Genomic DNA, 16,080 nt, shown 5'->3' with positions numbered 1-16,080 from the left:
GTTTTGGTATAAGATAAGCAATATGAGGAATCGTTTAAGCTTGGCTGAACGGTTTAATGTATATAAGGACAAACAGTTTAATTAAATTAGATAAATGGAAGTTCAGGAGGAGAAGGAGCATGCGAGAGGTTGATTGCATAATTGTTGGTGGAGGGCTCGCAGGGCTTCAGGCAGCCATTCAGCTTGGACGTTATTCAGCTCATCAGGTGTTGGTAATCGACGCGGGAGAAGGCAGATCGACGTTGTGCCGGACTTATCATAATATCCTCGGTTTCCCCGATGGGGTATCCGGTGAAGAGCTTAGAGAACGAGGCAGGATGCAGGCAGAGCGGACCGGTGTATCTTTTGAGAGAGACCGTATTGTTAAAGCAGGACGTCATGGAGAGAAGATCCAATTGTTCGGTACTTCCGGATCTGAATATAGGAGCAAAACCGTGTTATTGGCAACGGGGCTCACGGATAGAGTTCCGGACATCCCGGGACTAACCCCTACGCTGGGCCGAACAGTGTATGTCTGCCCTGATTGCGATGGTTATGAGATTCAGGATCAACGTACGGTACTATTGGGATCTGGTGAAGCAGGTGCCAATATGGCGATGATTTTAATTCAGCGTACGAATGATCTGTTATATATCAATCATGAGCAGGCTCCCATATCTGCAGAGCTGCATCGCAGCATGAAAGAGGCGGGAGTTCGTTATCTGGAAGCGGCTGTCCAGGAAGTGCAACAGATTGAGGATGGTCATATCACCGGTGTTCTGACCGAAGATGGACAGATTTTTGAGTCGGAGCGTGGATTTATCGCATTTGGAGGCAATCGTGTACACTATGAACTGGCGGAGCAGCTTGGAGCTGTAATCGCAGATAATAAACATGTAGAAGCTGATCCGCGCAGCTTGCAGGCAGCAAATAATGTATGGATAGCCGGGGATTTAGGACTGCACGCAGAACAAGCAACCGTTGCGATGGGTGAAGGTTCCATTGCCGCGATCTGGATTCATAAGGCGTTACAGCAGATGACAAAGGATTCACGTTGAATTTCACCTTCAAATATGAGGTTGATTATTTAATTGTTCATTACCAAAAAGTCCTCCCAAGCCATACATATGGCAGGAGGACTTTTTGAGCTATCTTTTGTTAGGAAGAAAAAGATTACGCTTATTTGTCTGATGAATCCTTTGACTTGGAAGAGGACGTCTTGTCCTTCGATTCATGGGAGAAATCTTTGCGAATGTTGTCCACGATATCGCCAACCACGCCTTCGATCATATCGGTTGGTCCGGGATTATTTTTGTCTGGATGGATAACAGTATTCACTCCTGGTTCAAGTTCATCGTTTGTCTTCTCATGTTTGGTTTTATCACGCATGGGAAATCCCTCCTGGTTCGATATTGTATAAGGTGTTCATTAACATATCCAAACACCGTTACGTATATGTAAACGATTAACCGCTGTAGTTCTTTTGAAACGCGTACTTGCTCATATATAAAAGATATATACAGAATTGAACGAACTGATTAAACTTCTGCAATACGTTTATATTATAGATAACCAATGAGTATCAAAGATTAAATCTCAAAACCAATAAACAACTATTATGCAGGAGGTTATTCAAATGAATGAAGAAAATCATGTAATCCATAAAGATGGCCAAGTTTCAACTGACAAGGTGGACAATGCAATCGAGAAGATTGCGCCGGAAGAAAGAGAACAGATTCTACAGAACTTTGATGCGTTCAAAGAATACCTGGGTAAGCGAATTGCGATGGGTGAATCAATCGGACTAAGTGAGGAGCAGATGGCCAAAATTGCTGAGAAAGTTGCTGACCATCTGGCTGCTAACGAAGAACCCCGTAACCGTGAAGAAAAATTGCTTCAGGAGCTGTGGAATGTCGGCAAGGAAGATGAACGTCACATGCTGGCTCATATGCTCGTTCGTTTGGCACAAAGCTCCACACCCAATCATTAAGATTAGTAAGTTAATAACCCCTGAATGGCGATGCCTTCAGGGGTTATTGCCGTTTACGGAGACTACAGACAGAAGTGATGACGCACATTGTAACTATTTTTAATCTGGCTGATACTTTTATAATCTCCCTAACAAGTATGATAGGAAAAGAAAGAACGTTGGAATCGATAGTTCACATGAGCGTTTGAGAAGCAAGACTTCCGGTTAAGGAATAGTAACGTTCATATTAAGGAGAGATGTTACCTATGAAGAACGCGACGAAACAATGGAAACTACGAATGATCGGTGCAGTTGTTGCTTTACTTGGTATGATTGTGCTGACTACATATTTACTTACCCCTGCGAATGCTCAAGGTAGTACGGACGCTCAACAACCTTCTGCGAAAGAAGCTCAAGTTGCAAACTCCGAGATGTTTACAGCCTATGTTGAAGGTATGCACATAGAAGATGGCAAATTGTTTATGACAGTGGACAAGATTGGCTGGTATCAGGGTGAAGAAGCCGATGCGATTTTTGCACAGCGCAATCCGGAAGCAGGTATAGACGGTGCTCCAGATGGTTACTATATTGTCAACGATAGCAAAGAGCAGGAACAAGTTGAGGTTAGTGCCAATGCTGAAGTATTGATGCAGTTGTATGATCGGGATGGTACGATGCAGGGCGCAGACATTCAGTGGAATGAACCTGTAACATTATCCAAGTTCGAATCGTTGTATGAGAATACCCGTATTCTTGATCTGTCCGTATTCCCGTATCATCTGACGGTGCAGGACGGAAAAGTTACTAAAATTGTACAACAATACATCCCATAAAAATAAGATTAAATTCATCATTCAAGCATTCCTCCTGTTCATTGGAACGGTGAGGGATGCTTTTTGGTTATGACAAATTCATGAAAGCGATTGTAATTAATGGTAGGTACATGTATCATTATTGGAATGGCGTTTTTACATAGTTCAGGAGGAGCCTCATGCTTAAAGACATGATTGCATTAACTAAGCCCGGACTTCTAAGGTTAAATGTGTTTGCGGTGGCGGTAGGATTCTGGGTAGCTTCAAAATGGGATATCAACTGGTTATCTCTTCTCATGGTCGTGATTGGATCAACCTTGGTTATTGCTTCAGCTTGTGTAATCAACAATTATTGGGATCGTGAATTGGACCAAAAGATGGAGCGCACCAAAAAAAGGATGGATTACATTAACCATCTGAAGCCAGGGTTTGTACTTGGCTATGGCATTATCCTTGGTATTGTGGGACTAGCAGTACTGTATCTCCTGGTGAATCCGTTATCAGGCTGGATGGCACTGCTTGGATGGTTCGCTTACATCGTGATTTACACGATGTGGTTGAAACGCAGTTCAACGTGGAGCACGTCGCTCGGTGGAATTGCAGGAGCGATGCCGCCTGTCATCGGTTATACGGCTGTAACCAATGAGATTGATGCAGGTGCCTGGTTGCTGTTTGCACTATTATTCTTGTGGCAACCACCACACTTCTGGTCATTGGGTATTCGCCGGGTAGAGGAGTATCGTGCTGCTGGCTTCCCGTTGTTGCCAGTGGTTAAAGGGGTGAAACGCACCAAGTTTCAGATGATTCCTTATGTTTTTCTGCTGCTTCCTGCTGTATTTCTGTTGTATTATTACGACTACGTTGGTCTGGTATTTCTGATTGTATCTCTGGTCGGTGGACTGATCTGGTTCGTGCATACACTTAGCGGACTGAAGACACAGGATGATGAGAAATGGGCAAAAGTAAACTTTCTGATCTCGGTGAATTACCTTATGCTTGTATTTATTGTGATGGTAGCGAATACGGTATGGTCATAATTAGACGATGAACAGATCGTTTTCAGAGAGATTTCAGCTTATGCTATATAAATTGAACTAAACATTTACACAAAACGGAGAGGGCAGAAAAAACCTGAAGAAGCGAAAGCGTTCGCCTAAAAGCTTTCTGAAAGAAAGCTGCATCGAAAGCATACGCTTATCCCCGGATTTTCACCTTTGTTAAAATGATTCGAAAAATCCGGGGATAACAGCGATCGGAAGGTTGTTCTGTCATCGAAGTGTCCAGTGGAAATATGCTTTAGTCCATTTTTTATAACAAGCTGCATCGAATGAAAAAGCACACGATGGAATAGCGTTTGGACAACCTTGAGTTGTTACAACATATTCTCCAGTGTGCTTTTTTGGTATAATAAAACAATTGAATCATATATGTGGAAATTATAATGCAAGATGGGAAGTGACATCATGAGTGATTTGGAACAGGCCGTACGATGGAGACAAGAAGGCAAGGTGCAGGAAGCGATTGAACTTTTGCAAGAGATTACAGTCCAGGAACCCGAGAATGCGAATGTTTGGTATCAGCTGGCTTGGGCACATGATTCGCTTGGATTGGAGCGGGAAGCTGTTCCGTATTATGAGAAGGCACTGAGTCTTGGACTTTCTGGGGAGGACAGAGCAGGTGCAATACTCGGATTAGGCAGTACATACAGAACGCTTGGACAGTACGAGCAGGCGAAAGTTTGGTTTGAAAAAGGGATGAAAGAATTCCCGGCGTACCGGGAATTTGAAGTTTTCTATGCCATGGTGCTCTATAATCTGGGTGAACATGCAGAAGCGATGCAAAGACTGCTCGTACAACTTGCGGACACATCAAGTGACAAGAGAATCAATGACTATAACAGAGCAATCCGTTACTACGCAGATCAGCTCGATCGGGTGTGGGAATAATCAAATACGTAGAAAAGGGAGATGGATGAATGAACTCCAATCAAGATCTGAAACAGGTAAATGAAAGGTTAGATCAAATTGAGAAAAAGCTGGATAGCTTGGGACGCAACCAGCAGAACAAACGCTCACCTGGCAAGCGCTTCCTGATCGGTTTGGGTATCACAATTGCGGTTATATTTGTACTGCTGCTGACTCTTGGTGTTATCCAATTTGTGAGTAACGGATAGGAGGAATGGATCATACCGACAAAGGTAGTGATTCTCCGAATTTACTTACATAGCCTGGCTGAGCCACTGTTTCACCTCTTCAATGAAACGCCGCGTAGCTGGCGATAGATTAACCAAAGACGGGCAGGCCATGCCAATCGTACGATAAGGATCTCCAGAGAGTGGCACAAGCGCGAGTGCATCCGTATGATTTTGAAGAACCATCTCCGGAAGCAGGCTGATGCCGAGGCCGTTACGGACCATCGCCATGATGGCTTGATCTTCTGCGACTTCATAGACAACATTAAGCTTGGCTGCATGCTGCCGGATTAGTCGTTCAATCTCGTTGTCTCCGCCCCATTTGGGCAGAATAAAGGGCTGCTCCAGCAGAATATCAAACGAAACAGACTCCTCTGTGGCAAGAGGATGATCGAGAGGCAGGATGCACATCATCCTGTCTTTTTGTAATGGGATCGTCTCAAAAGGTGATGAATCGCCGAGGGACAGAAATCCGAGATCGATGGCACCTCCAGCCAGCCAGCCCTCAATCTCAGCATAATCGCCCTCCCACAACTTGATCTCAATTCCTGGATGACGCAGGCGAAATTGTTTCAGGATGCCTGGCAACCATTGTGTGGAGACACTGGCGAAGGTGCCAATACGCACCGTACCAATCTCCGCGCCGCGAATGAGGGAGATCTCCTGGTTCATGAGTTCCGTCCAGCGCAGAATCTCACGTGTGTATCCCAGAATGCGTTCGCCTTCAGCGGTAACCCGCACCCCGGAGCGGCCGCGATGGAGCAGTGAAAAACCACATTCTGTCTCCAGACTGGCGATGGCATGGCTGACGGCGGATTGGGTGATGTTTAATGCTTCTGCTGCTTTGGTGAGACTGCCATATTCCACAACGGTATTCAATATTTCGTATTTGATCAGTGACATGAACGGTTCAGTTCCTTCCCATTTTGGTTGCATGAGTTTATTTAATATAATCCATTATAAATATTCATTTTAATAATGCAAAGAGATCGTTTATACTTGCCAAGGCGAGTTAGTTTGACGCACGATCACACAGCTCAGAATACATAGAATGAAGGTTGAAGCAAGATGAATGGTGTACAGGTTAATCAAGGTCAGGCAACAAGAAGAGCGGACATACAGATGCTGCTCGCAACGGTTATATGGGGATCATCCTACCTGTTTATGAAATCAGGCCTGGAGTCCATGCAAGAATTGAATCTGGTCGCATTTCGTTTTGGAATTGCCTTTATTGCGGCAGGGCTACTTTTTCATCGGCGGTTGTTTAACATGGATCGCAGAACACTTGTGGCAGGAGCTATTATGGGGACAGCTTTATTTGCTGCATTTGTATTCATCACCTATGGTGTGCAACGAACAACGACATCCCAAGCGGGATTCCTAATAAGTTTGGCCGTTATTTTTGTACCGATCCTGACGACCATCCAGCATCGTCGTATGCCGGACAAACGATTGACGCTCAGTATCCTGGTTGCAGTTACCGGGCTTGGCTTGCTGACGCTTCAGCATCAGCTTAGTCTGCACACGGGGGATATTCTCTGCATACTAGCAGCACTTGTGTATGCCATCTATATAATGATTGCTGGCAAGTTCACACCGAAGCATGATCCATTAACATTGGGGACAGTTCAATTAGGTGTTGCAGCGATGTGGGGAATTGCAGCTACATTTATACTGGAAACGCCACGTATGCCCGCTACGGCTGAATCCTGGGCAGCCATTCTCGGCTTAGGTGTTTTGTGTAGCGGCTTGGGGTATATTCTGCAGACACTCGCGCAGCGTCATGCCTCTCCTACAAGAACAAGTCTGATTTTTTCACTCGAACCACTGTTTGCAGCAGCATTTGCATTTACCTTTCAAGGGGAATCGCTAACGTTGCAAGGATATGCAGGAGCAGCTTTGATGTTGGTCGGTGTTCTGATCACAGAGATCAAACTTCCACAGCCTATCTTCTGGCGCAGAAAACGCCCGGTTTTACAGTCGGAACTTGGGGATCAGGGAGCACCAGGTGTATAATTGGCGGACAAAGGGTCCTTTCGTCATCTTCTATGGAAGGTGGGGAGAGGGTCTTTTTTGGTTATGTCGAATAGCTTGTGAAACAGATAATCAACTACCTAACAAAAACAAAATAACATAACCTTGTTTTGTTGATTTTTGTTTTTTATGCTACACTGAATGGAAAATTAGGAAAAACGGGTGAATAGGATGGCCAAAAGAGTAACAATGCAGCAAATTGCGGATGCTGCGGGGGTGTCCAAATTCGCAGTCTCCCGTGCGCTGACAGGCAAGCCTGGTGTGAGTGAGCATACACGCGAGATGATTGTCAGAACGGCGGGGCAGCTTGGGTATTTCAGAACTGAGCCTAAGCGTTATCCGGGGGAGACACAGATATCAGCGGAGATGAAGCCAGAAGCGGAGCGACAAGGCACGATATTGATTTTATTTCCCAACATTCGTTCTCAGAATCGGTCCTCCTTGTACTGGGGTCCTGTGTTTGACGGCATTTCTGAGAGGTTGAATGAGAAGGGAATGGATATTTTAACGTTAACAGAACCCTCTTCAGACCGGATGTTCTCGGTCCTTAATCCGGAAGCGATCAGCGGAGTTATTACCGTGGGCACCATCTCGACATCGGTATTGCTGGAGATTTACAGGCTGCGTATTCCGCTTGTCATGGTGGATCATGAAGACCCTGCCATATACGCAGACTCGGTTTTTACGGACAATATGAAATGTATGAAAGAACTGGTTCTCATGCTCATTGGAAAAGGGTATAGAAGGTTCCAGTTTGCCGGGCAACTGCCCGATGCAGCAAGTTTTAGAGAACGCTGGCTTGGATATCGTACGGTGCTGGAAGAGAAGCAGTTGGAGGGGGAACAGCAAGAAGGCTTGCTGGGACCAGAGTATGATCAGATTCGGAGATCCGTTGCTGAAATGGTGCTGGAGGATATCCCTGAAGTTATCGTGTGCGCAAATGACCATACAGCTGTCATTGTCATTCAGGCACTCCAAAGTCGAGGCATTAAGGTGCCTGAACGCTGTGCCGTAACCGGATTTGACAATACCCAGACGGATGAACCCATTCTTGCTTCGGTACATATTAACAAAGAGAATCTGGGAACACGAGCAGTAGATCAGCTGTTGTGGCGGATCAAACACCTGGATGAACCATATGAACGCAAGCTGATCTATTCGGAATTAATTATTCGTGATGAATATAACGCCAGTATACAGTAATGGGATATGAATTTACGGGCTCATTTTAACAATGATCATACGGGTAAATGAAATCAGGTGAGAGACATGGAGAGGTTAGAGCTTCATGTCTTTTTGGTATGCAGAGATTGTTTAACAAATTAAATTACAAAACAGATTGACTATAAGAAGCATATCGTGTTAATTTTGTTTTGTAAGTTATTTGTTTTTATAATAACAAAACCTAACAAAATAATGTTTACCAACTCTAACAACAATGGAGGCTGTCATGAGCACAATACAATCACATGTTTTTCAGAATTGGACGTTCAAGGCTTGCGAAGATCAAGAGTGGATGCCGGCTCAGGTGCCCGGCTGTGTGCATACAGATTTGCTGAAGCTGGGCAAGATTCCAGATCCTTTTTATGGAACAAACGAGAAGGAAGTACAATGGATTGATAAGATAGATTGGGAATATCAGACGGAATTTGACGTTGCCGAAGGGTTGTTCTCGCAGGAACATCTGGAACTGGTGTTTGATGGTCTGGATACATATGCGGATGTGTATGTGAATGATGTGCATGTGTTATCAGCAGATAATATGTTCCGGGTATGGAAGGCGGATGTGAAGGCCGTATTAAAAGGGAAAGGCAACATTCTCCGAATACGTTTTCGGTCACCGATTCAGGAAGATCTGCCTAAGCTGGAGAAGCTCGGATATGCATTACCTGCATCGAATGATCAGTCCGATGTTGGCGGACTTGGCGATAAAAGAGTAAGTATTTTTGCACGTAAAGCCCCGTATCACTATGGTTGGGACTGGGGTCCGCGTTTTGTAACCAGTGGGATCTGGCGTGAAGCACGTCTTGAAGCTTGGACACAGGTACGAATCAATGATGTGTATATCCAGCAAAATGAAGTAAGCGCTACCTCAGCTTCATTAACTGCTGTTGTGGAAGTCGAGACATCCCAAGCGGTAGATACGATTATTCGTATCGGCGCAGATGGACAGAGATGGGAAAGATCCGTATCGCTACAACCAGGAACTCAGACTGTGGAGATTCAAGTCTCCATTGATGAACCGAAACTGTGGTGGAGCCGTGGGCTTGGTGATCCGCATATGTACACCTTCCTTACCGAAGTGCTTCAAGGTGAACGAGCTGTGGCTGAATCTACAGTGAAGACTGGGCTTCGTTCCATTCGCTTGGTACGTGACAAAGATGAAGCGGGAGCATCCTTTTATTTTGAATTAAACGGGGTTGCGGTCTTTGCCAAAGGGGCCAATCACATTCCAAATGATAGCTTCATCACTGAAATTACTCATGAACGTTATCGTCATGAGATCGTATCCGCAGCCGAGTCCAATATGAATATGTTGCGTGTGTGGGGTGGCGGAATCTATGAGCAGGATGTGTTCTACGAACTGTGTGATGAATACGGCATCCTGGTATGGCAAGACTTCATGTTTGCATGCAGCATGTATCCAGGAGATGAAGCATTCCTGAACAGTGTGAGACATGAGGCGATTGATAATGTGAAACGTCTGCGCAACCATCCAAGTATTGCACTCTGGTGTGGGAACAACGAGATTGATTCGGCTTGGGCTCACTATGTTGAGAATGGTGGCTGGGGTTGGAAAAAGGAATTTACTGCCGAGCAGCGTGAAAGCATCTGGGCCGATTACGAAGCCATCTTCCATGATCTGCTGCCAGAAGTCGTTGAAGCGTATGCTCCAGGTGTGGATTACTGGCCTTCCTCACCACTGGTATCACTGACAGGGGATGAGACGCAGCATGCGCACCCATCCACAGCTGAAGGGGATATCCACTACTGGGGCGTGTGGCACAATGTAGAACCATTCGAGAACTATAACGTGCATGTGGGTCGTTTCATGAGTGAATACGGATTCCAGTCTTTCCCGGAGTACAAGTCAGTACGCACTTACGCGGAAGAAGAGGATCTTGCTCTGGAATCGGAAGTCATGCTGGCTCATCAAAAGAATGGGGCAGGCAATCGTCTGATCAAACAGTACATGGATATGTACATGCATGAATCGAAGGACTTCCCATCGTTCCTGTATATGAGCCAGGTGCTTCAGGCGGAAGCGATGAAGACAGCCATTGAAGCGCACCGTCGCCGCAAACCATTCTGCATGGGCACACTTTACTGGCAAATGAATGATTGCTGGCCGGTAGCTTCATGGGCAGGTATGGACTACCTTGGTCGCTGGAAAGCATTGCAATATTATGCGAAACGCAGCTTCAGCGATGTGTTGGTATCGGTAGATGGAACAAAAGAAGATACAACAGATATATATATCATCTCGGATCAATTACAACCTGTGAAAGGGCAGTTACAGATTCGTTTGCTCGGGTTCGATGGAACGGTGCATCGTGATGAAACACATGACGTGACCCTGGCACCTAATACAGGTGAACGAGTGCTGTCATTACGTAACGCGGAGTGGCTTGAAGGTCATGATACAGCTAACACGCTGCTGCGCCTGGATCTGAAACAGGAAGGTGCGGCGAATATCGTACAGGAACACTATTTTGTACCGTCCAAAGACCTTGCTCTGCAGCCTGCAAACATCAATGTAAGCGGGGGAGCGGATGAGAACGGCGTTCATCTGGTACTGGAAAGTGACGTGCTTGCTAAACAGGTATGGCTATCTTCGGATGTGGAGGGTGTCTTCTCGGATAACTTCTTCGACTTGATTCCTGGCATTCCGGTGAAGGTGCAGTTCACTTCCAGAGAGGGATTGCAGTCTAATGATGTGATATCAAATCCGGGACCGATCGAGGTTCGATCCATGATTGATTTTATTCGTTTGACCTAGAAGACACGGTTGGAGTCTCTCGTAAGAGAGATTTCAACCGTTTTTTTATTGAGACCTGACCTCATTTATATATCGTAATGGTTTCGTAATACTTCGCTTAGAGAATCGTAAGCAATCTTGCTTATTGTAATCCATGTAAGTAATAAACGAATGGAGAGTGATAAGAATGATGAAAACAAATAAGAGCAAAAAAGCGATGGTAGCAGCGGTATTGATGATGTCTATGGCCTTTTCTGGATTGGCAAGTGCTGCAGATATGAAAACAATTAAAAAGGATGGCATGGAGCTTGTTCAATTGAGACAGGCAGCCAAAATGTATGATTACAGCATTATGTGGGACAGCAAGGACAGATCTGTAACTCTGATGTATATGGGCAAAATGGACGACAAGATGATGAAAGACGACAACATGATGGAAGATAGCATGAAGATGAAAGATGACAAAATGATGGAAGATGACATGATGATGAAAGACGATAAGATGATGAAAGACGACATGATGATGGAAGAAACGATGATGCCTGCGGGGAAAACGATTAAGTTGTGGATTGGATCGAAAAAAATCATGGTAGACGGTATGCAAGTTAACTTGAAATCGATGCCTGTCATCCATGAAGGGAATTCTTATGCGGCTGAATCTGTAATTAAACAGTACATGATGCCAGCCATGGGAATGAAGTAATTTAAGGGCTAAGCATCGCCATCACCATATGATATGATTGGCTCAAATGTATTTTCTGGAATATGGGGTGGGTTTGTTTGAATGAATGTGTACTGGTTGCTGATGATGATACAAATATTACCGACGTTTGTCGCAGGTATCTGGAACGGGAAGGTTATCTCGTCGTGACGGCGAAGGATGGTCTGGAGGCTATAGAGCTGTGGCACAGCCAAACGCCAAGCTTGATTGTGCTCGACCTGATGATGCCGCATAAGAATGGCTGGGAAGTTTGCAACGAGATTCGGCAAACTGAGGATGTGCCCATTGTAATGCTGACGGCCCGGGGTGAGGAACAGGATCGTCTGATGGGACTGACGATGGGGGCCGATGATTATCTGACCAAACCTTTTAGTCCGAGAGAACTTGTCTTACGTGTAAAGGCAATCCTGCGGAGAATGCGAACTGCGCAGGCATCACCTGTTACAACATCTGAATATACGATCAATTATGAAGGGCTTACCATTGATTTTACCAAGCGTGAAGTGCACATCAGCGGGCAGGCCATTGAATTGACAGTTACAGAGTTTGAGATGTTGTATTTGCTGGCAAGTCACCCGGGTCAGGTGTTCTCCCGTAACCAGATGTTAAGCAAGATTTGGGATTTTAGCTATGAGGGAGATACAACAACGGTGACTGTACATGTTCGGAGATTACGAGAGAAGATCGAACAGAATCCTTCTGATCCAAAATATATTAAAACAGTTTGGGGTATAGGCTACAAGTTTGCGGGTGGCAGTTCATGAAACTTCGCACATACTTGGTGTTGTCCAGTCTCACAGGCATTGGCGTATTATTAATTTGTTTGTTCATCAGTTATTCCAAAATGCTGCTTACGATCGAACAATTGTATTGGTTATCGGCTATAACGGCAGGGGTAGGCTTACTTTCGTTTATTCTTCAATATCTGCTGACTAAGCCATTAGAGAAATCAATTGCGCGAATTACACAGCAGACGATACGAATTTCCGAAGGGGATTTCCATACGGAAGTCCCTCTCATCGGTACGCAGGAATTTAAGCTCCTGGCACAGCAATTTAATGAAATGAGTTCCAAGCTGAAGGAAAGCTTTGATCATCTGCATCACTCAGAAACCGCAAGACGAGAGTTGATCGCTAATGTCTCCCATGATTTACGGACTCCCTTGGCATCCATTCAGTCATTCGTCGAAGCGTTGGAGGATGATGTCATTCAGGATAAAGAAACCTTTCAACGTTACCTGAACACGATACGACTTGAGACGAAGCGTTTGGGAGGGCTTATTCAAGATTTGTTCGAATTATCCAGCCTGGAAGCGCAAGGGGAGGTATTTGACCCTCAGCCTTGTCACGTCGATGAGTTGCTGCTCAGTACGTTGGAGAGTTTTTCGTTTCATCTCGCCGAGAAAACGCTGAACGTTGAAATCGATTTGCCCGATAAATTACCAGCCGCGGTCATGATGCCTGCACAAATGAAGCGGGTCCTTTCCAATTTGCTGCAAAATGCCATTCAATACTCTCCTGTTGATGGAAAAATCATTCTGGCTGCCGAAGAAAAGGGGCCGTTTATACAAATTTCAGTTACGGATGAAGGGGAAGGCATTGAAGCGGAGGAAACTTCGCGTATATTTGAACGTTTTTATCGAATTGACAAATCACGTAGCAAGAGCAATGGGGGGGCCGGGCTTGGCCTTGCCATCGCTCAATCGATTGTGGAACTCCATGGTGGCGAGATCGGGGTTCAGAGTACAAAAGGAGAAGGAAGCTGCTTCTGGTTCACGCTTCCGATCTACGTCAGTCGTTAACCTTGGTTAATCAAACGTAGTATTTATTCAGGTGGTGAATGACTTGACCAGTGATTTAGTATTCCTTTTCGGCGTTTTTGGTGCAGGATTGTTATCGTTTTTTGCGCCATGTATTCTGCCGCTGATCCCGGTATACATGTCTTATCTGTCCGGAAGCATGGTCAACGGTACGAATCAGCAGCAGTCCGACAACAATTCGGTTCAGTTGCGGTCTACACTTGTTTTGCGGACATTTTTATTTGTTCTTGGGCTGTCCCTGGTATTTGTATTACTCGGTTTTGGTTCCGGCATCGTTGGGAATATGATCTCAAGTCCTGTGTTTATTGCCATCTGCGGAGCCATCGTGGTGCTTTTCGGGATTTATCAAACCGGGTTGATTCGACTATCCTGGCTGGAACGGGAGAGAAAGTTGTCAAGCGATCATGCCAGACGGGGAGGGTATGTCGGAGCGTTCCTGCTGGGTCTGACGTTTAGTTTCGGCTGGACGCCTTGTATTGGGCCCGTGCTGGCGGCCATTCTTGGTATCGCCGCAGGTGAAGGCTCTCCACTGTATGGTGGGTTTCTCATGTTCCTGTATACCCTTGGGTTAGCGATTCCTTTCCTGATTCTGTCCATTTTTTCGGAATATGTTATGAAGCGGATACGTCGTTTATACAGGTACATGGGTGTTATCAAAATAACTTCCGGCTGTATTCTTATTGTCATGGGACTATTGTTAATGACAGACCGACTAAACAGCTTGGTGACCTGGTTTCAATAATCATTGGAGGAATTCGGTATGAAGATTGCACGGAGATGGGTGGTATCTGTAATCGTATTTGCTGGAGTCCTGTTGATCTTGAGCGGATGTGGATCACAGCAAACTGAATCAAAACAAACGGGGTCATCATCAGCCCCAGCATCAACATCCGATATGAGTTCGTCAACCATGATGAACAAGGGAGAGACGGCTCCTGAATTTTCATTGCTTGATCTGAAAGGAAACACGGTTGGACTTTCTGATGTTCAAGGCAAGAAAGTGTATGTGAAATACTGGGCTTCCTGGTGTTCCATTTGTCTTGCGGGTTTGGAAGACCTGAACAATCTGGCGGGTCAAAACAATGATTTTCAAGTCATTACGATTGTGACGCCAGACTACAAAGGAGAGAAATCCTCCCAAGCGTTTACCGAATGGTTTGACCAACAGCCATATGATAACATAACTGTTCTTTTGGATGAGAAAGGTGTATGGGCCAAGGAATTTGGTGTAAGAGCGTATCCTAGTTCTTTTTATATTGGCTCTGATGGTATTTTAACGAAATCGCAGCCAGGGCATGCATCCAATGAACAGATCATGGAATCATTACAAGAGATTTTGTGAGAAGGGAGGAAGTGTCATGAAAAGGACGCTGCTCGGCTTGTGCCTCCTTGTTATAGCGATAGTTGTGTCTGCTTGTGGAAACAGGGTTGAGAGCCATTCAGCTTCATCTTCGATATCCACTCAACCTGTCAAGGCATCGAGTGTCTCCGGGGAAAACCTGAGTAACCTGTACTTGGCAGGAGGCTGTTTCTGGGGTGTGGAGGCATATATGGCTCGTATTCCGGGGGTCCAGGATGTGACTTCCGGTTATGCCAACGGTGAAGGAGAGAATCCAACCTATGAGGAGGTTATTCGCGGGGACCAGGGGTTTGCGGAGACCGTTCATGTAAAATATGATCCGCAGCAAGTATCTTTGAAGAAATTGCTTGAATCTTATTTTCGAGTTATTGATCCTACCAGCTTGAATAAGCAGGGCAATGATCGTGGCATTCAGTATCGGACAGGAATATATTATACGTTGCCTGAAGATGCCAAAATCATTGAGCAAGCTGTAGAGGCAGAGCAAGAAAAATATGACCAACCCATCGTAACGGAAGTAATGCCTCTGCAGAATTATTATTTGGCGGAGGAGTACCATCAGGATTATTTGGAAAAAAATCCGAACGGATATTGTCACATTGATATGACTGTCCTGGATGACCTGGAGATTGGAATTGATCCCGCTCAATATCCACGTCCAACAGATGAACAATTAAAGGAACGATTAACAGACGAACAGTATGCGGTTGCGGTAAACAATGATACGGAGCATGCGTTCAGTAACGAATATTGGGATAATGAGGAGCCCGGTCTGTATGTGGATATTGCAACGGGAGAGCCGTTATTCACCAGCCGGGATAAGTATGATTCCGGTTGCGGGTGGCCGAGTTTTACAAAACCGATTGTACCTGAGGTTGTTACCTATACAACGGATACGAGCTTTGGTATGGATCGCACGGAGGTACGAAGCCGGGCAGGTGACATCCACCTCGGTCATGTGTTCGATGATGGTCCCGAAGATCGCGGCGGCAAACGTCACTGTATTAACAGTGCATCGATCCGGTTTATTCCGTTAGACAAGATGGAGGAAGAAAGATACGGGTATTTACTGTCATTTATCGAGTAGAGAAGGGCAGCTGACTTTATCAAAACATAGTAAGGCCATAATTTTAGAACGGTTGAGATCTCTCTATGAGGGATTTCGACCGTTTTTTATTCTGCGGCATCTAACAAAAACGAAGGTAGGCTTCAAAGA

Annotated in this window: 17 protein-coding genes; 15 read left to right on the top strand and 2 right to left on the bottom strand. The window is 45.3% G+C overall.

The features are described from left to right. Nucleotides 1–119: 119 nt before the first annotated feature. The gene (locus BLS69_RS11360) at nucleotides 120–1,037 is read left to right on the top strand and encodes an NAD(P)/FAD-dependent oxidoreductase (protein WP_091031542.1); all 918 of its coding nucleotides are present in this window, start codon (nucleotides 120–122) and stop codon (nucleotides 1,035–1,037) included. Nucleotides 1,038–1,158: 121 nt separating this feature from the next. Here the strand turns inward: BLS69_RS11360 and BLS69_RS11355 are convergent, their stop codons facing one another. Further along, on the bottom strand, nucleotides 1,159–1,368 hold the full coding sequence (locus tag BLS69_RS11355; protein ID WP_091031540.1) for a hypothetical protein: 210 nt from the start codon (nucleotides 1,366–1,368) through the stop codon (nucleotides 1,159–1,161). Nucleotides 1,369–1,615: 247 nt separating this feature from the next. Between BLS69_RS11355 and BLS69_RS11350 the strand changes: the two genes are divergently transcribed. The 5 genes from BLS69_RS11350 to BLS69_RS11330 all read left to right on the top strand — a co-directional run bounded on the left by BLS69_RS11350 (nucleotide 1,616) and on the right by BLS69_RS11330 (nucleotide 4,933). Next, nucleotides 1,616–1,969, top strand: a complete 354-nt coding sequence (locus BLS69_RS11350; protein WP_091031537.1) for a DUF3243 domain-containing protein — start codon at nucleotides 1,616–1,618, stop codon at nucleotides 1,967–1,969. 245 nt (nucleotides 1,970–2,214) lie between these two features. Continuing rightward, nucleotides 2,215–2,781 (top strand): hypothetical protein, encoded by a 567-nt coding sequence (locus BLS69_RS11345; protein ID WP_091031535.1) that lies wholly within the window; start codon nucleotides 2,215–2,217, stop codon nucleotides 2,779–2,781. Between the two features lie 158 nt (nucleotides 2,782–2,939). Next, nucleotides 2,940–3,797 (top strand): heme o synthase, encoded by an 858-nt coding sequence (gene cyoE / locus BLS69_RS11340; protein ID WP_091031533.1) that lies wholly within the window; start codon nucleotides 2,940–2,942, stop codon nucleotides 3,795–3,797. 426 nt (nucleotides 3,798–4,223) lie between these two features. Then, nucleotides 4,224–4,706 (top strand): tetratricopeptide repeat protein, encoded by a 483-nt coding sequence (locus tag BLS69_RS11335; protein WP_091031530.1) that lies wholly within the window; start codon nucleotides 4,224–4,226, stop codon nucleotides 4,704–4,706. A gap of 29 nt (nucleotides 4,707–4,735) precedes the next feature. After that, nucleotides 4,736–4,933 (top strand): hypothetical protein, encoded by a 198-nt coding sequence (locus BLS69_RS11330; protein ID WP_091031528.1) that lies wholly within the window; start codon nucleotides 4,736–4,738, stop codon nucleotides 4,931–4,933. Between the two features lie 45 nt (nucleotides 4,934–4,978). Here BLS69_RS11330 and BLS69_RS11325 read toward each other — a convergent pair whose 3' ends face one another. After that, nucleotides 4,979–5,854 carry a LysR family transcriptional regulator gene (locus BLS69_RS11325; RefSeq protein ID WP_091031525.1) on the bottom strand — a complete coding sequence of 292 codons (876 nt, stop codon included), beginning with the start codon at nucleotides 5,852–5,854 and terminating at the stop codon, nucleotides 4,979–4,981. A 165-nt stretch (nucleotides 5,855–6,019) separates the two neighbouring features. Here BLS69_RS11325 and BLS69_RS11320 point away from each other — a divergent pair, with 165 nt between their 5' ends. From BLS69_RS11320 to msrB, 9 genes are all read left to right on the top strand, one after another. Continuing rightward, complete coding sequence (locus BLS69_RS11320; protein ID WP_091031522.1) at nucleotides 6,020–6,967, top strand: DMT family transporter; 948 nt, start codon at nucleotides 6,020–6,022, stop codon at nucleotides 6,965–6,967. Between the two features lie 189 nt (nucleotides 6,968–7,156). Next, the gene (locus BLS69_RS11315) at nucleotides 7,157–8,188 is read left to right on the top strand and encodes a LacI family DNA-binding transcriptional regulator (RefSeq protein WP_091031520.1); all 1,032 of its coding nucleotides are present in this window, start codon (nucleotides 7,157–7,159) and stop codon (nucleotides 8,186–8,188) included. A gap of 247 nt (nucleotides 8,189–8,435) precedes the next feature. Continuing rightward, entirely contained in the window at nucleotides 8,436–10,985 is a 2,550-nt protein-coding gene (locus BLS69_RS11310; RefSeq protein ID WP_091031517.1) for a beta-mannosidase, read from the top strand. A 166-nt stretch (nucleotides 10,986–11,151) separates the two neighbouring features. After that, complete coding sequence (locus BLS69_RS11305) at nucleotides 11,152–11,667, top strand: hypothetical protein (protein WP_091031515.1); 516 nt, start codon at nucleotides 11,152–11,154, stop codon at nucleotides 11,665–11,667. Nucleotides 11,668–11,744: 77 nt separating this feature from the next. Further along, on the top strand, nucleotides 11,745–12,449 hold the full coding sequence (locus BLS69_RS11300; RefSeq protein ID WP_074094715.1) for a response regulator transcription factor: 705 nt from the start codon (nucleotides 11,745–11,747) through the stop codon (nucleotides 12,447–12,449). Beyond that, nucleotides 12,446–13,486: a sensor histidine kinase gene (locus BLS69_RS11295; protein ID WP_091031512.1), complete on the top strand. Its 1,041-nt coding sequence runs from the start codon at nucleotides 12,446–12,448 to the stop codon at nucleotides 13,484–13,486. The genes BLS69_RS11300 and BLS69_RS11295 overlap by 4 nt, the downstream gene beginning before the upstream one ends. Before the next feature lie 34 nt (nucleotides 13,487–13,520). After that, a complete protein-coding gene (locus BLS69_RS11290; protein WP_371129072.1) occupies nucleotides 13,521–14,246 on the top strand; it encodes a cytochrome c biogenesis CcdA family protein in 726 nt (241 codons plus the stop codon). Nucleotides 14,247–14,264: 18 nt separating this feature from the next. Then, nucleotides 14,265–14,846, top strand: a complete 582-nt coding sequence (locus tag BLS69_RS11285) for a redoxin family protein (RefSeq protein WP_091031508.1) — start codon at nucleotides 14,265–14,267, stop codon at nucleotides 14,844–14,846. Between the two features lie 16 nt (nucleotides 14,847–14,862). Further along, complete coding sequence (gene msrB / locus BLS69_RS11280) at nucleotides 14,863–15,951, top strand: peptide-methionine (R)-S-oxide reductase MsrB (RefSeq protein WP_091031506.1); 1,089 nt, start codon at nucleotides 14,863–14,865, stop codon at nucleotides 15,949–15,951. Nucleotides 15,952–16,080 lie beyond the last annotated feature (129 nt).

It is taken from the genome of Paenibacillus sp. CF095, from assembly GCF_900101225.1.
In the GTDB taxonomy this organism is placed as follows: Bacteria; Bacillota; Bacilli; order Paenibacillales; family Paenibacillaceae; genus Paenibacillus.
Note: the sequence above shows the minus strand (reverse complement) of the source record. Positions and strands in the feature narration are given on the sequence as shown.